This window comes from Frigidibacter sp. MR17.24 (assembly GCF_037095655.1).
Taxonomy (GTDB): Bacteria; Pseudomonadota; Alphaproteobacteria; order Rhodobacterales; family Rhodobacteraceae; genus Frigidibacter.
Map to the genome: position 1 here is coordinate 1,419,664 of NZ_JBAWKE010000001.1, position 19,623 is coordinate 1,439,286.

Consider the following 19,623-nt stretch of genomic DNA (forward strand, 5'->3'; position numbering starts at 1 on the left):
ACCTTCACCGGCAACGATGGCTGCGGCGCGCTTGCGCCGCCGGAACCGTCCTCCCGCCCGAACCGGGCGGGCGACGGCCGCGGCCGTGGACGGCACGGCGGCCATGTGACGAAGCAGACCGGCAGCATGGACCGGCGACGCGACCCCGTGCCCGCCCGCGCCTGCCCCGCGCCGGGGCGACCGGTGCGAGCGGGTTTGCACGCCCGCCGCAGGCTCGTATACTGCGCCCAGAATGACCCTACGAGAAGCCGTCTCGCAGAGGGACGGCAGGGAGACCCCCCGATCATGCGCAAATTCCTCGTCGTGCTCGACGACACCCGCGAATGCCTGAACGCCATGCGCTTCGCGGCGATGCGCGCGGCCCATTCCGGCGGCGGCGTCGTGATCCTCGCGGTGATCCCGCCCGAGGAATACGGCCACTGGATGGGCGTGGCCGAGATCATGCGCGCCGAGGCGCGCGAGCGGATCGAGGCGCATTTCGAGGTCTTCGCGAAATGGATGCGCGACCGGCAGGGCATCGACCCCAGCCTGATCGTGCGCGAGGGCGAGGCGGTGACCGAGATTCTCGCCACCATCGCCGAGGACCCCGAGATCGGCATCCTCGTGCTGGGGGCGGGCACCGACAAGTCGGGCCCGGGCCCGCTGGTGACGCAGATGTCGCGCAACTCGGGCTCGCTGCCCTGCCCGATGACGGTGGTGCCGGGCGACATGTCGAAAGAGCGGCTCGAGGCGATCACCTGAGCCGCGGATCGGCGAGGGGCCGGCCGGGGCCGTGACGCGGGCGGCGGTTGCGCGACTGCCGCGACGGACCCGTGCGAAAGCGATCCGCTGACGGCCCCGAAGCGCCCTGCGGGTCACGGCCGGCGACGGGCGATGTCACTCTGCCAAGAGGGCGGCGCGCGGGGATGCCGGTCCGCCACGTTGGGGCCGGCCGGACGCGACAGCCCGGCCGGGGCCGCGCCGCGCGGGGGCGTCGTGCGGCGCGGCGCATCCTGCGCTGGCGGGGCGCCGGACCGAGGGCGCGCCGCCCCTCAGCCCAGCGCCGCGCGCAGCCGTGCCCGCAGCGGCGCGACATGGGCATTGCCCTCGAGGATCGCCGCGACCAGCTCGGGCGGGTCGTCGCGCACCATCGCCAGCGCCGCGGCCAGCGCCTCGTAGCTGCGCGTGGCCAAGGGCGTGCCGCCCTCGATCCCGCCCAGCATCCGCGCGACCATATGCACCACGCCCTGCGTCAGCGCGACCTCGCGGTCATGCGCCTCGGGCGTGCGCCGGATCGCCCGCAGCCCCAGCCCGCGCAGCGCCCGCGCCACGCCGCGCCACTCGCCCCGGACCGGGCACAGCACCACCCGCCCGCCGCGCAGGCCGGCCCCGAGGCTCGCCGGGCCGAACAGCGGATGCGTCGCCAGCACCGACACCCCGGGCGGCAGGATCGCCGCCATCAACCGCGCCGGCCCCTCCTTGACCGAGCCGACATCGGCCACCAGCGCCCCCGGCCGCACCAGCCCCGCGATCGCGCGCAGGCAGTCCTCGAGCGCGGCGACCGGCACCGCCAGCACCACGATCGGGCAGCCCGCGACCTCGGCGGCATCGCCGAGCGCGAAGCCGTCGGCCGCCGCCCGCGCCGCGGCCGCGGGCGCGGGGTCGTGCACCACGATGCGCGCCCGGTCGCGCAGGCCAAGCGCCACCAGCCGCCCGAAGGCGCCATAGCCGAACAGCCCCAGCCGGGGTGCGGGATCGTCGAAGGCGGTGTGGTCCATGATCGGCGGGTCCTATCAGGGGCCGCCCGCCGGGGCCGGGCCCGGGGGGCCCACCCTCCCGTCACGCCGCCGCCGGACCGGGCAGCGGGGGGTGCAATGGTCCACCGCTGCGACTAGCGCAGCGCGTAATAGCTCGAAACGGGCATGGACCGGGTGTTCATGGCGCAGCCCTAGCGCCCCGGCCGCGCGCGGTCAACGCCGCGCTGCGCCCCCTGCCCGCCCCGCCGCCGCCCCGCCCTGCCGCCTTAGAACGGTTCCAAACCTTGACCCGCGCCCGGCAAGGGCGCATATCGGGGGCCAACCCGGAGGGCTTGCCGATGTTCATCCAGACCGAATCCACCCCGAACCCCGCGACGCTGAAGTTCCTGCCCGGCCAGACCGTGCTGGATCTTGGCACCGCCGATTTCCCCTCGGCCGAGGCGGCGCAGAAATCGCCGCTGGCGCGCCGGCTGTTCGCGGTCGAGGGCGTGACGGGCGTGTTCTTCGGCACCGATTTCGTCACCGTGACCAAGGCCGAGACGCTGGCCTGGGACCACCTCAAGCCCGCGCTTCTCGGCGCGATCATGGAGCATTTCCAGTCCGGCGCCCCGGTGATCGAGGGCGAGGGCGCGCCCTCGGGCGGGCATGCGATGCATGACGAGGCCGACGAGGAGATCGTGACCCAGATCAAGGAGCTGCTGGACACCCGCGTCCGCCCGGCGGTGGCGCAGGACGGCGGCGACATCACCTTCCACGGCTTCGACCGCGGCGTGGTCTACCTGCACATGCAGGGCGCCTGCGCGGGCTGCCCTTCGTCGACGCTGACGCTGAAGATGGGCATCGAGAACCTGCTGCGCCACTACATCCCCGAGGTGCTGGAAGTCCGCCCCGTCGCGGCCTGATCGCCCGCCGCCCCGGTGCGGGCGACCCCGGTGCGGGCAAGCGGCGGACCAATGACCGGCGCTGCAAAGACCCGCGCGCCAGCAGTCGGCGCGCCCAAGACCCGAGCCCCCAGCAGATGACGCCCCCCCTGATCCTGTCCTTCGACACCTCGGCCGCGCATTGCGCGGCCGCGCTGCTGGAGGGCGACCGGCTGGTCGCGCTGCGCACCGAGGAGATGGCCAAGGGCCAGGCCGAACGCCTGATGCCGCTTCTGGCCGAGATCCTCGCCGAGGCCGGGCGCGACTGGCACGATCTCGCGGCGATCGGCGTCGGCATCGGGCCGGGCAACTTCACCGGCATCCGGATCTCGGTCGCCGCCGCGCGCGGGCTGGCGCTGTCGCTGGGGATCCCGGCGATCGGGGTCTCGACGCTTCAGGCGCTGGCCGAGGCCGGGCCGCGGCCGATGCGCGCCGCGATCGATGCCCGGCGCGGCCACCTCTACCTGCAGGGGTTCGGCTGCGCGCCCGCCGCGCCGCTGATGACGGCCGAGCCGCCGGCCGCGGACGCGCCGCTGATCGGGCTCGACACCGCGCCGGCCCTGCCCCTGCCCGAGGCCGTCGCCCGCATCGCCGCGCGCCGCCTCGCCGACGGCGACCCCGGCCCCCGCCCCGCGCCCCTCTACCTGCGCGAGGCCGATGCCGCCCCCGGCGCGCCGCCGCCGCAGCTGATCGGATGACGCCCGAGGCGCTGGCGCGCGCCCATGCCGAAAGCTTCACCGCCCCCCCGCCCTGGAGCGCGGCGGCCTTCGCCGGGCTGCTCGACGATCCGGCCTGCTTCCTGCTGGCCGAGGGCACGGCCTTCGTGCTGGGCCGGGCCGCCGCCGGCGAGGCCGAGCTGCTGACCATCGCCGTGCCCCCCGCCCTGCGCCGGCAGGGCATCGCCGGGCGGCTGGTCGCGCAGTTTCTCGCCGCGGCGCGGGCGCGGGGCGCCGGGACCGCCTTTCTCGAGGTCGCGGCGGGCAATGCGGCCGCGCGCGCGCTCTACCTGCGGGCGGGCTTCGCCGAGGCCGGGCGGCGGCCGCGCTACTATCGCCACCCCGACGGCCGGACCGAGGACGCGCTGGTGATGTCGCGGCCGCTGGATGGCGGGGCTTTGCCCACAAGTGGTTGACGCGACTGCCGCGCCGCGGAATCCGGCTTGACCGGTCCGGGGCTTCCGGCTCTGATCCCGGGCATGTCCAGAGGCCGCCACCGCAGCAACAAGGCCGGCCCGACCAGAGACAACGGGAGAGTTCCATGACCCTGATGACCAAGATTCTTGGCGCGACGGCGCTGGTCGTGATCGGCGCGGGTGCCGCATCGGCCGATCCGGCGCTGATCTACGATCTGGGCGGCAAGTTCGACAAATCCTTCAACGAGGCCGCCTTCGCCGGCGCCGAGCGCTGGAAGGAAGAGACCGGCGGCAGCTACCGCGAGCTGGAGATGCAGTCCGAGGCCCAGCGCGAGCAGGCGCTGCGCCGGCTGGCCGAGTCGGGCTCGAACCCGATCGTGATGACGGGCTTTGCCTTCGGCGACGTGCTCAACACCGTCGCCCCCGACTATCCCGACACCAAGTTCGCGATCATCGACATGGTGACCGAGCAGCCCAACGTCGAGTCGGTCGTCTTCACCGAGGAGCAGGGCTCGTACCTCGTCGGCATGATGGCGGCGATGGCCTCGAAGACCGGGACCGTCGGCTTCATCGGCGGCATGGACATCCCGCTGATCCGCAAGTTCGAATGCGGCTATGCCCAGGGCGTGATGGCTGCCAAGCCCGACGCCAAGGTCGTGGCCAACATGACCGGCACCACGCCCGCGGCCTGGAACGACCCGGTGAAGGGCGGCGAGCTTGCGCGCAGCCAGAAGAGCCAGGGCGCCGACGTGATCTATGCCGCCGCCGGCGGCACCGGCATCGGCGTGCTGCAGGCCGCGGCCGACGAGGGCATCCTGTCGATCGGCGTCGACAGCAACCAGAACCACCTGCACCCGGGCAAGGTGCTGACCTCGATGGTCAAGCGCGTCGACAACGCCGTCTACGACGCGTTCAAGGCCGGCGCCGATCTCGAGCCGGGGGTGAAGGTGATGGACCTCGCCGCCGGCGGTGTCGGCTATGCGTTGGACGACAACAACGCGCCGCTGGTCACCGACGAGATGAAGGCCGCCGTCGACGAGGCCGCCGCCAAGATCGCGAGCGGCGAGATCAAGGTGCATGACTACATGGCCGACAACACCTGCCCGGTGAACTGACGGCATGGCCCCCGGAACGGCTGAAGCGATGGCGGGGGACACCCCCGCCATCGAGCTCGTCGGCATTTCCAAGGCCTTCGGCCCGGTGCAGGCGAACCGCGACATCTCGATGCGCGTGGCGCCGGGCACGATCCACGGCATCATCGGCGAGAACGGGGCCGGAAAGTCGACGCTGATGTCGATCCTTTACGGCTTCTACCGCGCCGACAGCGGCACCATCCGCATCGCCGGCCGCGAGACCCAGATCCCCGACAGCCAAGCCGCGATCCGCGCCGGCATCGGCATGGTCTTCCAGCATTTCAAGCTGGTGCAGAATTTCACCGTCCTTGAGAACGTCATCCTCGGGGCCGAGGGCGGCGGGCTTTTGCGCCCGTCCCTCGCCCGCGCGCGCGCCGCGCTGAAAAAGCTGGCCGAGGATTACGAGCTCGAGGTCGACCCCGACGCCCGGATCGAGGACCTGTCGGTCGGCCACCAGCAGCGGGTCGAGATCCTCAAGGCGCTGTACCGCGACGCGCAGATCCTGATCCTGGACGAGCCGACGGGCGTGCTGACGCCGGCCGAGGCCGACCACCTGTTCCGGATCCTGCGCGGCCTGCGCGAACAGGGCAAGACGGTGATCCTGATCACCCACAAGCTGCGCGAGATCATGGAGATCACCGACACCGTCAGCGTCATGCGCCGCGGCGAGATGACCGCGACCGTCCGGACCGCCGAGACCGGGCCCGAACAGCTGGCCGAGCTGATGGTGGGGCGCAAGGTGCTCTTGCGCGTGGCCAAGGCGCAGGCGACGCCGGGCGAGACGGTGCTGTCGGTGCGCAACCTGTCGGTGACCGACGCCCAGGGCGTGCGGCGGCTGAAGGACGTCAGCTTCGACATCGCCCGCGGCGAGGTGCTGGGCATCGCCGGCGTCGCCGGCAACGGCCAGTCAGAGCTGCTCGCGGTGCTGGCCGGCATCCACCACCACGGCGAGATCACCGGCGAGATCACCCTCAATGGCCGCCCGCTCGAGCTGACGGGGCGCGGCGCCGACGCCCGCGCCCGGCGCGGCGCCGGCATGGGCCACGTGCCCGAGGACCGCCATCACCTGGGCCTGATCCTCGACTTCACCGCCTGGGAGAACGTGGCCTTCGGCTATCACCGCGCGGGTTATGGCACCGGGCCGCTGATCGACCAGCGCGCGCTGATCGAGGACACGAAGGCCAAGATGGAGCGTTTCGACGTCCGCCCGCCGCTGCCCGCGCTGGCCGCGAAAAGCTTCTCGGGCGGCAACCAGCAGAAGATCGTGCTGGCGCGCGAGATCGAGCGCGACCCGGACCTTCTGCTGGTCGGCCAGCCCACCCGCGGCGTCGACATCGGCGCGATCGAGTTCATCCACCGCCGCATCATCGAACTGCGCGACGCCGGCCGCGCGGTGCTGCTGGTCTCGGTCGAGCTGGACGAGATCTTCGCGCTGTCGGACCGGGTCGCGGTGATGTTCGACGGCGCCGTGATGGGCGAGCGGCAGACCGCCGCCACCGACGAGCGCGAACTGGGCCTGCTGATGGCGGGGGTCGCCGCATGAGACAGCCGCTGCCGCAATGGGCCGACGTGGCGCTCGTGCCGGTGCTGAGCCTGCTCGCGGCCTTCCTGATCTCGGGCCTCGTGATCCTCGGCATCGGCGAGGACCCGGTCGAGGCGCTGAACACCATGGTCGTGGGCGCGCTCGGATCGGCCTATGGCTGGGGCTACACGCTCTATTACGCGACGAACTTCCTGTTCACCGGGCTTGCGGTGTCGGTGGCGTTCCGCGCGTCGCTGTTCAACATCGGCGGCGAGGGGCAGGCGGGGATCGGCGGCCTCGGCGTCGCGCTGGTCTGCCTCGCGCTGCCCTGGCCGCACTGGGCGCTGGCGCTGCCGGCGGCGATGGTGGGCGGCGCGGTCTTCGGCGCGGCCTGGGCGGCGATCCCGGCCTGGCTGCAGGCGCGCCGCGGCAGCCACATCGTGATCACCACGATCATGTTCAACTTCATCGCCGCGGCGGTGCTGAACTACATGCTCGTCAACGTCCTGCGCCCGGTGGGCAGCATGGACCCGGCGACCGCCCGCTTCCCCGAGGGCGCGGGCCTGCCCACGCTGCACAACATCCCCGGCCTCTCGGCGGTCTTCGGCCCGAACACGCCCGCGAACATCACCTTCTTCATCGCCCTCGCCGCCTGCCTCGGCGTCTGGCTGCTGCTGTTCCGCTCGCGCCTGGGCTACGAGATCCGCGCCTTCGGCAAGTCCGAGCCCGCCGCGGTCTATGCCGGCATCTCGCCCACGCGGATCACGATGATCGCCATGCTGATCTCGGGCGGGCTGTCGGGGCTGATGGCGGTCAACAACGTGATGGGCGAGGCCGAGCGGCTGGTGCTGAACTCGGTCGAGGGCGCGGGCTTCATCGGCATCGCGGTGGCGCTGATGGGGCGCAACCACCCGTTCGGGGTGCTGCTGGCCTCGCTCCTGTTCGGCTTCCTCTACCAGGGCGGGGCCGAGCTTGGCCTCTGGACCTCAATCCCGCTGGAACTCAGGACCGTGGTGCAGGCGCTGGTGATCCTGTTCACCGGGGCGCTCGACCAGATGATGCGGATGGCGGTCGAGCGCGTCTTCGCCCTGTTCCGCCGGAGGACCGCGTGATGGACACGACCACCCTGCTGGTGCTGGCCGACAGCACGATCCGGCTGGCGATCCCGCTGCTGTTCGCCTGCCTCGCGGGCCTGTTCTCGGAACGCGCCGGGGTCTTCGACATCGGGCTCGAGGGCAAGATGCTGATGGCCGCGATGCTGTCGGGCGCGGTCGCCTACACCACCGGCCATGTCTGGCTCGGGCTGCTTGCGGGGGTCGCGGGCTCGATGGTGCTGGCGGCGCTGCACGGGCTGGCCTCGATCACCTTCCGCGGCAACCAGCTGATCTCGGGCGTGGCGATCAACTTCCTGGCCTCGGGGCTGACGGTGCTGATGGCGCAGGACTGGTTCCAGCAGGGCGGCCGCACCCCGGCGCTGTCGGGCGACGCGCGGTTCAACGCGATCACCCTGCCGCTGGCCGAGACCCTGCGCCCGGTGCCGGTGATCGGCCCGATCTACGCCGAGCTGATCTCGGGTCACGCGGTGCTGGTCTACATCGCGGTCGCCTGCGTGCCCGCGACCTGGTGGCTGCTCTACCGCACCCGCTTCGGCCTGCGCCTGCGCGCGGTGGGCGAAAACCCGGGCGCGGTCGACAGCGCCGGCGTCTCGGTCGCGGGGCTGCGCTACGGCGCGGTGCTGATCTGCGGCCTGCTCGCGGGGCTCGCGGGGGTCTATCTCGCCACCGCGCTCTCGGCGGGCTTCGTCAAGGAGATGACGGCGGGGCGCGGCTACATCGCGCTCGCGGCACTGATCTTCGCGAAATGGCGCCCCTTCCCCGCGCTCGGCGCCTGCCTGCTGTTCGGCGCGCTCGAGGCGGTGTCAAACCGCTGGCAGAACATCGACCTGTTCGGCGTGGTGCTGCCGATCCAGTTCATGCAGGCCCTGCCCTACATCCTGACCGTCATCATCCTGGCCGGCTTCATCGGCAAGGCGGTCCCCCCCCGCGCCGGAGGCGAACCCTATGTCAAAGAGCGCTGAGAACGCCCTGCTCACGCCCGAGGCGCTGGCCGCGCGCATCCATGCCGTCGCCGGGATCGCGCCCGTGGGCACCGCGCTGGTGCTCGGCTCGGGTCTCGGCGGCATGGTCGAGGCGGTCGAGGGCGTGCAGATCCCCTATGCCGACCTGCCGGGCTTTCCCCATGCCGGCGTCTCGGGCCACAGCCCGAAACTCGCCATCGGCACGATCGGCGCGACGCGCCTCGCGGTGCTGGGCGGGCGCGAACACTACTACGAACGCGGCAACCCCGCCGCGATGCGCCTGCCGCTCGAGACGCTGAAGGCGCTTGGCGTCACCCGGCTGATCCTGACCAATGCCGCGGGCTCGCTGCAGCCCGACATGCCGCCCGGATCGCTGATGCTGCTGTCGGACCACATCAACTTCTCGGGCCTGAACCCGCTGATCGGCGAGCCGACGGATGCGCGCTTCGTGCCGATGACCGCCGCCCATTCGCCCGCCCTGCGGGCCGCGCTGCGCGCCGCCGCCACGCAGGAGCAGGTCGAGCTGCACGAGGGCGTCTACGCCTGGTACTCGGGCCCCAGCTTCGAGACCCCGGCCGAGATCCGCGCGATCCGCACCCTGGGCGCCGATGCCGTCGGCATGTCGACCGTGCCCGAGGTGATCCTCGCGCGCTTCCTCGGCCTCGAGGTCGCGGCGATCTCGGTCATCACCAACATGGCGGCCGGGATGTCGGACGAGAACATCAGCCACGAGCACACCAAGGCCATGGCCCCCCTCGGCGCCGCGAAGCTGGCCCGGGTGCTGACCCGGCTTCTGGCCTGACCGCGCGCGCTTTCGCATTGGTCCAAATATCCCGGGGGGCCGCGGAACGCGGCGGGGGCAGAGCCCCCTCGGCACCCCGGAATAAAACACGACTGATCACATAGGGTTAAGCGGGCTGAAGCCTTGGCGACACGCCCGGTCCGGATTGCGGCATCATGGTTTGACAACCGCCCGATTCGCGCGAAATGGGAGGCGCAGACACCGCGCGCTCCCACCCGCTCTCCGGACAGGCCAGATGCAGATCTACCTCCCCATCGCCGAGGTCTCGGTGAACGCTTTCCTCCTGCTCGGCCTTGGCGGCATCGTCGGGCTGGTCTCGGGCATGTTCGGCGTCGGGGGCGGCTTCCTGATCACGCCGCTGCTGTTCTTCGCGGGCGTGCCGCCGGCGATCGCGGTCGCCACCGGGGCGAACCAGGTCGTGGCCTCGTCGGTCTCGGGACTGCTGGCGCATATCCGGCGCAAGGGCGTCGATTTCCGCATGGGCTGGGTGCTGCTGGCGGGGGGCATGACCGGGTCGGGCCTGGGCATCTTCCTGTTCAACCTGCTGTCGCGGCTGGGGCAGATCGATCTCGCGGTGCAGCTGTGCTACGTGGTGTTCCTCGGCTCGGTCGGGATGCTGATGTTCCAGGAATCGCTGCGCGCGATCCTGCGCCAGCGCAAGGGTCCGCAGCAGCTGCCCAAGCGCAAGCAGCACGGCTGGGTGCACCGGATGCCGCTGAAGATGCGCTTCCGCGCCTCGGGGCTCTACATCTCGGTGATCCCGCCGTTCCTCGTCGGGCTGGGCGTGGGGGTGCTGGCCGCGATCATGGGCGTGGGCGGCGGCTTCGTCATGGTGCCCGCGATGATCTACCTGCTGGGCATGCCCGCCAAGGTCGTCGTCGGCACCTCGCTGTTCCAGATCCTGTTCGTCTCGGGCTTCACCACCTTCATGCATGCGCTGACCAACCAGTCGGTGGACATGGTGCTGGCGCTGCTGCTGATCGTCGGCGGGGTGATCGGCGCGCAGATCGGCACGCAGGTCGGCGCGCGGCTCAAGGCCGAGCAGCTGCGCATCCTGCTCGCGCTGCTGGTGCTCGCGGTCTGCGGCAAGCTCGCGCTCGAGCTGCTGCTGACGCCGGCCGATCTGTATTCCGTGGTTCCGAAGGGGCGCGCCGCATGATCCGCCGCCTCGCCCGCTCGCTCTGCCTGCCGCTTGCGCTCTCGGTGGCGCCGCTCGCCCCGGCGCCGCTTCTGGCCGAAGAGGTCGTCGCCGGCCTGTCGCAGAACCGCATCGCGATCGACACCACCTTCACCGGGTCCGAGATCCTGGTCTTCGGCGCGGTCAAGCGCGAGGAGCCGATCGCCGAGGCGCCGCCGCTGCAGGTCATCGTCACGCTCGAGGGCCCGCAGGAGGAACTGACGGTGCGGCGCAAGTCGCGGGTCGCCGGGATCTGGGTCAACACCGATCAGGTCGATGTCGACCACGCCCCGAGCTACTATGCCGTCGCCACCACCGCGCCGCTGCGCGAGGTGCTGACCGACACCGAGGACCTGCGCAACTCGATCACGATCAACCGCGCGATCCGCTCTGTCGGCGCCACGATCGAGGGCGCGCCAAGCTTCGTTCAGGCGCTGGTGCGGCTGCGCGAGGACGAAGGCGCCTACGAGCTGGACGAGGGCGCGGTCGAGCTGGCCGAGGACACGCTGTTCCGCACCCGCTTCCGCCTGCCCGCCAACCTGCGCGAGGGCGACTATCGCGCGCGGATCTTCCTGACCCGCGGCGGCCGGATCGTCGACGCGCACGAGACGGTGGTCGACGTGCGCAAGGTCGGGCTCGAGCGGTGGCTGTTCGTGCTCAGCCGCGAGCAGCCGGCGCTCTACGGCCTTCTCGCGCTGATGATCGCCGCGCTGGCGGGCTATGCCGCCTCGGCGGGCTTCGCCTGGCTGCGCCGATAGCGACCGGACGCCCATCGGCAGGACAGTCAGGCCGGCAGGATGATAGTCAGGCCGCGCGGCGACGCTTGCCCCGCGATGTCGCGCGATTCCTGCTCCGCGGCTGCCCGTCGGGACCGGCGCGGCAAGGCGCGCCGTGGCCGGTCATGACGCGGTGATGCGGCATCGCGCGCCGGGTGCGGCCCGCCTGCGCCGCCTGCCCCGCAAGTCGCGGTCAGAACGCCTTGAAGGTCATCGTCGTCAGCGTGCGGCTGATGCCCTCGATCCCGAACAGCTGCTCGTTCAGGTAGTGGCCGACATCGGCATCGTCGGGCACGTAGACCTTGGCGATCAGGTCCCATTCGCCCGAGGTCGAGAACAGCTCGGACACCACCTCGCGGTCGTAGATCCGGTCGGCGACCTCGTAGGTCTTGCCGGGGTCGCAGCGGAACTGCACGAAAACGCAGCGCATTGGGGTCTCCTGATCTGTCCGGGCGCAGGATAGGCGCGCGCCGGCGCGGGAACAATGCCCCCCGCCCCCCGTTCGGTTTTCGTCGCGCATCCCTCCCCCCCGATGCGCCCGAGCCAGCCGGAAGGATCCTCCCATGCCGCCAGCCCTGCACGCCCTCGCCATCGCCTCGCTCGCCGCCGGCCTCCTCTGCGCCGCCTGGATCGCGCTCGACGTCCGGCGACGACCGCCGCAGATGTGGATCATGGCGCTGGTCTGGCCGCTGTCGGCGCTGTTCGGCAGCCTTGCGGTGCTGGCGCTGTACCTCGGGGCCGGCCGCGCACCGAGGGCCGCGGACCAGCATCAGCACCATCACCACGGGCAGCACCCGGACCACCACCCGCACCACGGCCACAACCAGGGCCCGCCGGCGCTGCTGGCGGTGGCCAAGGGCGCGCTGCACTGCGGCAGCGGCTGCACGCTGGGCGACATCCTCGCCGAGACGCTGGCCTTCCTGTTCCCCGCCGTCGCGGTGGCCTTCGGCTGGCACTGGCTGTTCGCCGACAGGATCTTCGCCGTCTGGGTGCTGGACTTCATCCTCGCCTTCGGCTTCGGCGTCGCCTTCCAGTACTTCGCCATCGCGCCGATGCGGAACCTTGGCCTGCGCGAGGGGCTGAAGCAGGCGATGAAGGCCGACGCGCTGTCGCTCACCGCCTGGCAGGTGGGGATGTACGGCTTCATGGCCATCGCGCATTTCTGGCTGTTCCCCGTCGTCATCGGCAGCCCGCTCGGGACCGACAGCCCCGAGTTCTGGTTCATGATGCAGATCGCCATGGCCTGCGGCTTCGTCACCGCCCTGCCGGTCAACAGCTGGCTGATCCGGCGCGGGATCAAGGAGGCGATGTAGCCCTCATCCCAAAGCACGATCCCGCCCCCGCGCGCATTGACAGCCCCCGCCCCGGCGCCAAGGCTTCGCCCCGGGGCGCGGCCCGGAGATCGGGCCGCACAGAGGAGGAGAGAGCATGGGCGGGATCATCGAGTGGGTGCTGGAAATGCGGATCCGTCCCGGCGCGACCGGGACCTATCCCGCGCTGATCGCCGAGATGGCCGAGGCGACGCAGGCGAACGAGCCCGGCGCGCTGGTCTACGAATACTTCCTGACCGCGGACGGCACCGGCATCACCGTGGTCGAGCGCTACGTCGACAGTGACGCGGCGCTCGTGCACCTCGACACCTTCGGCAAGCGCTTCGCCGAGCGGTTCCTGGCCGTGTTCGAGCCGGTGCGCCTGACCGTCTACGGCCCGGCGAGCGAGGCGCTGCGCGCGGCACTCGTACCCTTGGGCGCCGCGCACCTCGAGCGGGTCGAGGGCTTCTCCCGCTAGGCCTCGGCCTCGTCCGCCGACAGCGTCAGCGTCGCCGCGGGCTTGGGCAGGTCCTCGGTGGTCAGCCCGCCCGTCGGCCGCGACAGCCGGTTGCGCACCACCCAGTGCAGCCGGTGCTCGGCCCGGGTGATCGCCACATAGGCGAGCCGCTTCCACAAGGGCACCCCGGCCTCGGACCGACCAGCCCGCGCCGCGGCCCAGAGGTCGGGCGCGAAGACCTGCACCGTGCCCCATTGCGAGCCCTGGGCCTTGTGGATCGTCACCGCCGCCCCGTGCAGGAAGGCCGCGCCCATCCGCGCGGCATAGGGAATGAACGGCTCTTCCTCGTCGGGCAGCTCGATCTTGATGATCGAGGCGGCCGAGACCCGCGGGTCCTCGGAGCCGATGACATGCAGCCGCGAGAAGCCGGGCTTCTTGCCGGGGCCGAGCCAGATCACCTGCGCGCCCTTGATCAGCCCGCGCGCTTCCAGATCGATGCGCTTCTTGCGATGCTTCAGCGGCAGTTCGATCCCGTCGCAGATCAGCGGCTCGCCGGGCAGCAGCGCATCCTTCGGCGCGTGATAGGCGCCGCGGAAGGCCTGGATCAGGCGGATCCGCGTCTGGTTGCGCCACACCAGCACCGGCGAGCGCGCCATCAGGTCGCTTTCCACCCGTTCGGCCCAGACCACGCGGTCGTCGCGCCGGGCCGCGTCCTCGACCATCCGCTCGAACCCCTCGAAGGTCAGGCTCTCGTCCGCGAGCGCATGGGCGAGGTCGAGGATCGGGTTGTCCTCGGCCTGGCGGTGGATGCGGTTCAGCACCAGCCGCTGGCCCTCGGGCAGCCGGTCGAAGGCCATCGCGCCGGACTGGTTCACCGGGGCAAGCTGCGCGGGGTCGCCGAACATCACCAGCGTCGGGAAGATCTCTTTCAGGTCCTCGAACTGCCGGTCGTCGAGCATCGAGCTTTCGTCGATGAAGCCGATGTCGAGCGGGTCCTCGCGCCGTTTCCAGCCGCGGATGAAGTCCGACCCGCGCAGGCCCGCCGCCGCCAGCGCGCCCGGGATCGACTTCATCTGGTCGTAGAAGGCCTTGGCACGGTCCAGCGCCTGGTCGGTCAGCCCCTCGATCACCGGGCGCTCGCCCTGCCCGGCCAGCCATTCGGCGATGCGCTCGTATTCGGGATCGTAGACCGGGGTGTAGAGGATGCGGTGGATCGTCGTCGCCGGCACCCCGCGCGAGCGCAGGACGCTCGCCGCCTTGTTGGTGGGCGCCAAGATCGCGAGCGTGCGGCGCTCTTTCTTCTTCTTGCCCTCGTAATCGCCCGAGATCACCTCGACCCCGGCCTCGGCCAGGGTCTTGGTCAGCTCCGACAGCAGCAGCGTCTTGCCCGAGCCCGCCTTGCCGACCACGGCCATCACCGTGCCCGCATGGCCCGGCGGCTCGACCGTGCCGTCGTGCAGGTCGATGCCCGCGCGCGACAGCGCCCCGGCCAGCCGGTCCCAGGCCTCGGCCTGGTCCTCGGACAGCACGGGTTTCACCCGGGCGGGCAGGCCCGCGTCGGGGCGGGCGTCTTGGTTCGAGAACAGGTCCTGCGGCATGGCCGGACCCTAGCGGCAAAGCCCCGCCTTCGCCAGAGCGGCCGGCCCGCGCCGGCGGCTGCGGTACACGCCACCGGGAGGGGGCCGCGGGAAGGGGCCGCGCATCGGGACCGCACGTCGCCGCCTTCGGATCGGCGCCGCCAGTGCGGCCAGTGCCGCCAGTGCGCCGCCGCCGTCAGGCCCGCCGGTCGAGACTGTCGCCGAAGGGCTCGGCCGGGCTTTCGGCGGCGCTCTTGCGGGCGATCTCGGCCTCGGCCTCGGCGCGCGCGGCCTCCAGCTGCGCGACGAGACGTGGCATGTCGTTCGCATCGGCGAATTGCGACAGGTCCCGAAGGACGTCGATCATCCAATCATAGCTCATGGCCGATCCGGCAAATGCGTCAGGACACCAATAGTGCCCCCTACCCTCTGCCGGATCGGTAAATATCGCCAGCGATTTTGGCCCGGCCGGTCGCGACCGGGCCCCGCCGTCAGCGGCGTCCCGCCTCCAATGCGTCCTCGAAAGTGCGCAGGCCCGGGCGCGGCGACTGCACCAGCACCGACATGTTCCCCGGCTTGTGCTGGTTGCGGTACATCTTCATGTGCGCGGCCGGGATCTGCTCCCAGGGGAAGACCTCGGACATCGCCGGATCGAGGCGACGCTCGATCATCAGCTTGTTGGCCGCCGAGGCCTGCTTGAGATGCGCGAAGTGGCTGCCCTGCAGGCGCTTCTGGTGCATCCACATGTAGCGCACGTCGAAGGTGCAGTTGAACCCGCTGGTCCCGGCGCAGATCACGACCATGCCGCCCTTCTTCACCACCAGCGTCGAGACCGGGAAGGTCGCCTCGCCCGGGTGTTCGAACACCATGTCGACGTTCACGCCCTTGCCGGTGATGTCCCAGATCGCCTTGCCGAACTTGCGCGCCTCTTTCAGCCAGTCGTTGTACTCGGGCGTGTTGACCTTGGGCAGTTGCCCCCAGCACTTGAAGTCCTTGCGGTTGATGACGCCCTTGGCGCCCATCGACAGCACGAACTCGCGCTTGTCCTCTTCCGAGATCACGCCGATGGCGTTCGCGCCAGCGGTGTTGATCAGCTGGATCGCATAGCTGCCAAGCCCGCCCGAGGCACCCCAGACCAGCACGTTCTGCCCGGGCTTGAGGTCGTGGGGCTCGTGCCCGAACAGCATCCGGTAGGCGGTGGCCAGCGTCAGCGTGTAGCAGGCGGCCTCTTCCCAGGTCAGGTGCTTGGGCCGCGGCATCAGCTGCTGCGCCTGCACCTTGGTGAACTGCGCGAACGAGCCGTCGTGGGTCTCGTAGCCCCAGATCCGCTGGCTGGGCGAGAACATCGGGTCGCCGCCGTTGCAGTCCTCGTCGTCGCCGTCGTCCTGGTTGCAGTGGATCACGACCTCGTCGCCGACCTTCCAGCGGGTGACGCGGTCGCCGACCTTCCAGACGATCCCCGAGGCGTCGGACCCCGCGATGTGATAGGGCTGCTTGTGGCCGTCGAAGGGGCTGATCGGCACGCCAAGGCCGGCCCAGACGCCGTTGTAGTTCACGCCCGCGGCCATCACGAGGACCAGCACCTCGTTCGAATCGATCTCCCAGGTGTCGACGACCTCGACCTGCATGGCGGTGTCGGGCTCGCCGTGGCGCTCGCGCCGGATCGCCCAGGCGTACATCTTCTTCGGGACATAGCCGAGGGGCGGCATCTCGCCGATCTCGTAGAGGTCCTTCTCCGGCGCCTCGTAGGGCGCGATCTCGGTCTGCTGGTCCAGGGCCATCACTCAAAAGCCTCCCTTTGGCGTCCTGCCGCGGCGCAGAATCATGCGCCGCATCTGCAACAGAGGTAACCGACGCCGCCGCAACATTGCAATACGACGGAAGTCGGTTTTGTAATTTTCTGTCTCGCACAATTATTGCGCGAGGAAGATCCGAGGGGCCGCGACCTGACGTCACGGCAGTTGCCGGAAAATCCGGTCAGCCGCATCATAGCATGGAAGACGCCGCGACGCGGCGAATTGACAGGGACATATTATTACCCTTAAGACCCGATCAATCGTAATATTGTTGCCGCAACAATCCGAGGCCGCCATGACCGACAGCCTGAATCCCGCAGCTCCCAAGCCCGATTCCAAGCCGGTGCGCGACAAGCCCTGGCTGTTTCGCACCTATGCCGGCCATTCGACCGCCGAGAAGTCGAACGCGCTCTACCGCGCGAACCTCGCGCGCGGGCAGACCGGGCTGTCGGTCGCCTTCGATCTGCCGACGCAGACCGGCTACGATTCGGACCATGAACTGGCGCGGGGCGAGGTCGGCAAGGTCGGCGTGCCGGTGGCGCATCTGGGCGACATGCGCGCGCTCTTCGACGAGATCCCGCTCGAGGAGATGAACACCTCGATGACGATCAACGCGACCGCGCCCTGGCTGCTGAGCCTGTACATCGCGGTGGCCGAAGAACAGGGCGCCGACATCTCCAGGCTGCAGGGCACGGTGCAGAACGACCTGGTGAAGGAATACCTGTCCCGCGGCACCTACATCTGTCCGCCGAAGCCCTCGCTCGCGATGATCACTGACATCGCGGCCTACACGGCGGTGCACCTGCCGAAGTGGAACCCGATGAACGTCTGCAGCTACCACCTGCAGGAGGCGGGCGCGACGCCCGAGCAGGAGCTGGCCTTCGCGCTGGCCACTGGCATCGCGGTGCTCGACGACCTCAAGGCCAAGGTCCCGGCCGAGGGGTTCCCGGCCATGGTCGGGCGCATCTCGTTCTTCGTGAACGCGGGCATCCGCTTCGTGACCGAGATGTGCAAGATGCGCGCCTTCACCGAGCTGTGGGACGAGATCTGCCAGGCCCGCTACGGCATCGAGGACGAGAAGTACCGCCGCTTCCGCTATGGCGTGCAGGTCAACAGCCTGGGCCTGACCGAGCAGCAGCCCGAAAACAACGTCTACCGGATCCTGCTGGAGATGCTGGCGGTGACGCTGTCGAAGAACGCCCGCGCCCGCGCCGTGCAGCTGCCCGCCTGGAACGAGGCACTGGGGCTGCCGCGGCCCTGGGACCAGCAGTGGTCGCTGCGGATGCAGCAGATCGTCGCCTACGAGACCGACCTGCTGGAATATGGCGATCTCTTCGACGGCAACCCGGTGATCGCGGCCAAGGTCGAGGCACTGAAGGCGGGCGCGCGGGCCGAGCTGGACCTGCTTGACGGCATGGGCGGGGCGATCGCGGCGATCGACTACATGAAGGCGCGGCTGGTCGAGTCGAACGCCGCCCGCATCGGCCGGATCGAGGACGAGGAGACCATCGTCGTCGGCGTGAACCGCTGGCAGCAGGGCGAGGCCTCGCCGCTCGTCGATGCCGAGGGCGGGATCATGACCGTCGACCCGGCGGTCGAGGCCGACCAGATCGCCCGGCTCGCCGCCTGGCGCGCGGCGCGCGACGAGGGCCGCGTGCAGGCCGCGCTTGCCGCGCTGAAGGCGGCGGCGGCGGCGGGCGACAACATCATGCCCGCCTCGATCGAGGCCGCGAAGGCCGGCGCGACCACCGGCGAATGGGCCGGCGTGCTGCGCGCCGTGCACGGCGAATACCGCGGCCCCACCGGCGTCTCGAAGAACCCGTCGAACCGCACCGAGGGGCTGGAGCCGATCCGCGACGCCGTCGACACGGTCTCGCAGAAGCTGGGGCGCCGGCTGAAGTTTCTGGTCGGCAAGCCGGGGCTCGACGGCCATTCCAACGGCGCCGAGCAGATCGCCTTCCGCGCCCGCGACTGCGGCATGGACATCACCTATGACGGCATCCGGCTGACGCCCGCGCAGATCGTCGCCGCGGCCGAGGCCGAGGCCGCGCATGTCGTGGGCCTGTCGATCCTGTCGGGCAGCCACCTGCCGCTGATCGCCGAGGTGATGGAGCGGATGGCGGCGGCGGGTCTTGGCCAGGTGCCGGTCGTGGTCGGGGGCATCATCCCCGACGAGGATGCCGCGAAGCTGCGCGCCATGGGCGTCACCCGGGTCTACACGCCCAAGGACTTCGAGCTGAACCGGATCATGATGGACATCGTCGCCCTCGCCGCGCCCGAGCCCGCGGCGGCGTGACGGATCGAATCGGAAGGCGCGCCCCGCGCGCCTTCCGCGCCAAAGGCCCGGCCGATTGCGCAAAATGCTTTCTTCAACCTATGGATGTTCTTCACTCGCCCGCCTAATCGGTGGGCTTTTTTAACACTGTTTCGCGCAAGATGATTGCGACCGAAAAATGGCGACAGGGCGACGGGATTGCGGAACAAAGGCCCTGTCAGCGGGTTCCCGCCGACACGACCCGTGTGGGGGAGGAGGGCAGGACGTCGCCCTTTTCGTCAATATCCGGCGCACCCGCGCCCCATAGGTACAACAGGAGCTACATGAAACACGTCGCCCTCGCCGCGATCCTCGCCGTCGCCGCCCCGATCACCGCCTCCGCCGCCACCATTCCGCTCACGCTCTCGGCGTCCGATCTTTCGGCCACCGGCAGCGGCAACATCACGAGCGGCGACCCGCTCGTCTTCGAGATCACCTCGTCGATTGCCGCAACGCTGTCGTTCGTCGTCACCTCGTCGGGCGCGTACACCGACATGACGACCGTGACCTATGTCATCGGCAACAACGGCACCACCTCGGCTCCGATCAGCTTCGCGGTCCAGGGCAACGCCGGCAAGCCGCTGTCGTCCTCCGGCGCGATCGATTTCTTCGACGTCGCCAGCGACGGCGGCCTGACCACGCTGACCTTCTCGGCGAACCTGCCGAGCAGCCGCGTCGTCGGCGTCACCGTCACCGCCGACGCCACCCCGGCCCCGGTTCCGCTGCCGGCCGGCGTCGCCCTGCTGGGCACCGCCCTCGCGGGCCTCGGCGTCATGAAGCGCCGCCGCAAGTCGGCCTGAGCGCCGCGCAGACCCGACCTTCCGCCGGCCCCGGCGGAAGCGTCAGGAACGGCCGCCCCCCAGGGCGGCCGTTTGCGTTCCGGCCCCCGGCGCG

General features: G+C 70.7%; 20 protein-coding genes. 15 read left to right on the forward strand and 5 right to left on the reverse strand.

Translation table 11 applies throughout. The features are described 5' to 3' along the window. The first annotated feature begins 285 nt into the window (after positions 1-285). Positions 286-741: a universal stress protein gene (locus V8J39_RS06765; RefSeq protein ID WP_336460074.1), complete on the forward strand. Its 456-nt coding sequence runs from the start codon at positions 286-288 to the stop codon at positions 739-741. A 290-nt stretch (positions 742-1,031) separates the two neighbouring features. Here V8J39_RS06765 and V8J39_RS06770 read toward each other — a convergent pair whose 3' ends face one another. Next, positions 1,032-1,757, reverse strand: a complete 726-nt coding sequence (locus tag V8J39_RS06770; protein ID WP_336460075.1) for a prephenate dehydrogenase — start codon at positions 1,755-1,757, stop codon at positions 1,032-1,034. Positions 1,758-2,074: 317 nt separating this feature from the next. On the opposite strand from V8J39_RS06770, the gene V8J39_RS06775 reads away from it, so the two are divergent. The 10 genes from V8J39_RS06775 (at position 2,075) to V8J39_RS06820 (ending at position 11,257) form a co-directional block, all read left to right on the forward strand. Continuing rightward, on the forward strand, positions 2,075-2,638 hold the full coding sequence (locus V8J39_RS06775; protein WP_336460076.1) for a NifU family protein: 564 nt from the start codon (positions 2,075-2,077) through the stop codon (positions 2,636-2,638). Positions 2,639-2,754: 116 nt separating this feature from the next. Beyond that, positions 2,755-3,354 (forward strand): tRNA (adenosine(37)-N6)-threonylcarbamoyltransferase complex dimerization subunit type 1 TsaB, encoded by a 600-nt coding sequence (tsaB, locus tag V8J39_RS06780; protein WP_336460077.1) that lies wholly within the window; start codon positions 2,755-2,757, stop codon positions 3,352-3,354. After that, complete coding sequence (rimI, locus tag V8J39_RS06785; RefSeq protein ID WP_336460078.1) at positions 3,351-3,788, forward strand: ribosomal protein S18-alanine N-acetyltransferase; 438 nt, start codon at positions 3,351-3,353, stop codon at positions 3,786-3,788. The genes tsaB and rimI overlap by 4 nt, the downstream gene beginning before the upstream one ends. A gap of 125 nt (positions 3,789-3,913) precedes the next feature. After that, positions 3,914-4,903, forward strand: coding sequence for a BMP family lipoprotein (locus tag V8J39_RS06790; protein ID WP_336460079.1), 990 nt, complete (start codon positions 3,914-3,916; stop codon positions 4,901-4,903). Positions 4,904-4,931: 28 nt separating this feature from the next. After that, complete coding sequence (locus tag V8J39_RS06795) at positions 4,932-6,464, forward strand: ABC transporter ATP-binding protein (protein WP_336460080.1); 1,533 nt, start codon at positions 4,932-4,934, stop codon at positions 6,462-6,464. Continuing rightward, the gene (locus V8J39_RS06800) at positions 6,461-7,555 is read left to right on the forward strand and encodes an ABC transporter permease (RefSeq protein WP_336460081.1); all 1,095 of its coding nucleotides are present in this window, start codon (positions 6,461-6,463) and stop codon (positions 7,553-7,555) included. The genes V8J39_RS06795 and V8J39_RS06800 overlap by 4 nt, the downstream gene beginning before the upstream one ends. After that, a complete protein-coding gene (locus tag V8J39_RS06805; RefSeq protein WP_336460082.1) occupies positions 7,555-8,520 on the forward strand; it encodes an ABC transporter permease in 966 nt (321 codons plus the stop codon). Before V8J39_RS06800 ends, V8J39_RS06805 begins: the two co-directional genes overlap by 1 nt. Next, a complete protein-coding gene (locus V8J39_RS06810) occupies positions 8,504-9,322 on the forward strand; it encodes a purine-nucleoside phosphorylase (RefSeq protein WP_336460083.1) in 819 nt (272 codons plus the stop codon). Before V8J39_RS06805 ends, V8J39_RS06810 begins: the two co-directional genes overlap by 17 nt. Positions 9,323-9,557: 235 nt before the next feature. Then, the gene (locus V8J39_RS06815) at positions 9,558-10,481 is read left to right on the forward strand and encodes a sulfite exporter TauE/SafE family protein (protein WP_336460084.1); all 924 of its coding nucleotides are present in this window, start codon (positions 9,558-9,560) and stop codon (positions 10,479-10,481) included. After that, positions 10,478-11,257 (forward strand): TIGR02186 family protein, encoded by a 780-nt coding sequence (locus V8J39_RS06820; RefSeq protein WP_336460085.1) that lies wholly within the window; start codon positions 10,478-10,480, stop codon positions 11,255-11,257. The genes V8J39_RS06815 and V8J39_RS06820 overlap by 4 nt, the downstream gene beginning before the upstream one ends. Before the next feature lie 211 nt (positions 11,258-11,468). Here the strand turns inward: V8J39_RS06820 and V8J39_RS06825 are convergent, their stop codons facing one another. Next, the gene (locus V8J39_RS06825) at positions 11,469-11,705 is read right to left on the reverse strand and encodes an Lrp/AsnC ligand binding domain-containing protein (RefSeq protein WP_336460086.1); all 237 of its coding nucleotides are present in this window, start codon (positions 11,703-11,705) and stop codon (positions 11,469-11,471) included. A gap of 133 nt (positions 11,706-11,838) precedes the next feature. Between V8J39_RS06825 and V8J39_RS06830 the strand changes: the two genes are divergently transcribed. Beyond that, complete coding sequence (locus V8J39_RS06830) at positions 11,839-12,588, forward strand: DUF4396 domain-containing protein (RefSeq protein ID WP_336460087.1); 750 nt, start codon at positions 11,839-11,841, stop codon at positions 12,586-12,588. 115 nt (positions 12,589-12,703) lie between these two features. Continuing rightward, positions 12,704-13,063, forward strand: coding sequence for a putative quinol monooxygenase (locus V8J39_RS06835; RefSeq protein ID WP_336460088.1), 360 nt, complete (start codon positions 12,704-12,706; stop codon positions 13,061-13,063). On the opposite strand, the gene V8J39_RS06840 is transcribed toward V8J39_RS06835, so the two are convergent. From V8J39_RS06840 to ccrA, 3 genes are all read right to left on the reverse strand, one after another. Then, positions 13,060-14,640, reverse strand: a complete 1,581-nt coding sequence (locus V8J39_RS06840) for an ATP-dependent DNA helicase (protein WP_336460089.1) — start codon at positions 14,638-14,640, stop codon at positions 13,060-13,062. The genes V8J39_RS06835 and V8J39_RS06840 overlap by 4 nt on opposite strands. A 175-nt stretch (positions 14,641-14,815) precedes the next feature. After that, positions 14,816-15,001 (reverse strand): hypothetical protein, encoded by a 186-nt coding sequence (locus V8J39_RS06845; protein WP_336460090.1) that lies wholly within the window; start codon positions 14,999-15,001, stop codon positions 14,816-14,818. Between the two features lie 109 nt (positions 15,002-15,110). Beyond that, positions 15,111-16,400, reverse strand: coding sequence for a crotonyl-CoA carboxylase/reductase (gene ccrA, locus V8J39_RS06850; RefSeq protein ID WP_336460216.1), 1,290 nt, complete (start codon positions 16,398-16,400; stop codon positions 15,111-15,113). A 310-nt stretch (positions 16,401-16,710) separates the two neighbouring features. Between ccrA and V8J39_RS06855 the strand changes: the two genes are divergently transcribed. Then, positions 16,711-18,711, forward strand: coding sequence for a protein meaA (locus tag V8J39_RS06855; RefSeq protein ID WP_336460091.1), 2,001 nt, complete (start codon positions 16,711-16,713; stop codon positions 18,709-18,711). 302 nt (positions 18,712-19,013) lie between these two features. Beyond that, the gene (locus V8J39_RS06860) at positions 19,014-19,529 is read left to right on the forward strand and encodes a VPLPA-CTERM sorting domain-containing protein (RefSeq protein ID WP_336460092.1); all 516 of its coding nucleotides are present in this window, start codon (positions 19,014-19,016) and stop codon (positions 19,527-19,529) included. The last annotated feature ends 94 nt before the right edge of the window (positions 19,530-19,623 follow it).

Bases quoted from the DNA above. Each gene is read 5' to 3' on its own strand.
- V8J39_RS06765 (WP_336460074.1), top strand. From the start codon at position 286: ATGCGCAAATTCCTCGTCGTGCTCGACGACACCCGCGAATGCCTGAAC.
- V8J39_RS06800 (WP_336460081.1), top strand. From the start codon at position 6,461: ATGAGACAGCCGCTGCCGCAATGGGCCGACGTGGCGCTCGTGCCGGTG.
- V8J39_RS06830 (WP_336460087.1), top strand. From the start codon at position 11,839: ATGCCGCCAGCCCTGCACGCCCTCGCCATCGCCTCGCTCGCCGCCGGC.
- V8J39_RS06790 (WP_336460079.1), top strand. From the start codon at position 3,914: ATGACCCTGATGACCAAGATTCTTGGCGCGACGGCGCTGGTCGTGATC.
- V8J39_RS06825 (WP_336460086.1), bottom strand. From the start codon at position 11,705: ATGCGCTGCGTTTTCGTGCAGTTCCGCTGCGACCCCGGCAAGACCTAC.
- V8J39_RS06840 (WP_336460089.1), bottom strand. From the start codon at position 14,640: ATGCCGCAGGACCTGTTCTCGAACCAAGACGCCCGCCCCGACGCGGGC.
- V8J39_RS06815 (WP_336460084.1), top strand. From the start codon at position 9,558: ATGCAGATCTACCTCCCCATCGCCGAGGTCTCGGTGAACGCTTTCCTC.
- V8J39_RS06835 (WP_336460088.1), top strand. From the start codon at position 12,704: ATGGGCGGGATCATCGAGTGGGTGCTGGAAATGCGGATCCGTCCCGGC.
- V8J39_RS06805 (WP_336460082.1), top strand. From the start codon at position 7,555: ATGGACACGACCACCCTGCTGGTGCTGGCCGACAGCACGATCCGGCTG.
- V8J39_RS06820 (WP_336460085.1), top strand. From the start codon at position 10,478: ATGATCCGCCGCCTCGCCCGCTCGCTCTGCCTGCCGCTTGCGCTCTCG.
- V8J39_RS06775 (WP_336460076.1), top strand. From the start codon at position 2,075: ATGTTCATCCAGACCGAATCCACCCCGAACCCCGCGACGCTGAAGTTC.
- V8J39_RS06855 (WP_336460091.1), top strand. From the start codon at position 16,711: ATGACCGACAGCCTGAATCCCGCAGCTCCCAAGCCCGATTCCAAGCCG.
- ccrA (WP_336460216.1), bottom strand. From the start codon at position 16,400: ATGGCCCTGGACCAGCAGACCGAGATCGCGCCCTACGAGGCGCCGGAG.
- V8J39_RS06795 (WP_336460080.1), top strand. From the start codon at position 4,932: ATGGCGGGGGACACCCCCGCCATCGAGCTCGTCGGCATTTCCAAGGCC.
- V8J39_RS06845 (WP_336460090.1), bottom strand. From the start codon at position 15,001: ATGAGCTATGATTGGATGATCGACGTCCTTCGGGACCTGTCGCAATTC.
- V8J39_RS06810 (WP_336460083.1), top strand. From the start codon at position 8,504: ATGTCAAAGAGCGCTGAGAACGCCCTGCTCACGCCCGAGGCGCTGGCC.
- V8J39_RS06860 (WP_336460092.1), top strand. From the start codon at position 19,014: ATGAAACACGTCGCCCTCGCCGCGATCCTCGCCGTCGCCGCCCCGATC.
- V8J39_RS06770 (WP_336460075.1), bottom strand. From the start codon at position 1,757: ATGGACCACACCGCCTTCGACGATCCCGCACCCCGGCTGGGGCTGTTC.
- tsaB (WP_336460077.1), top strand. From the start codon at position 2,755: ATGACGCCCCCCCTGATCCTGTCCTTCGACACCTCGGCCGCGCATTGC.
- rimI (WP_336460078.1), top strand. From the start codon at position 3,351: ATGACGCCCGAGGCGCTGGCGCGCGCCCATGCCGAAAGCTTCACCGCC.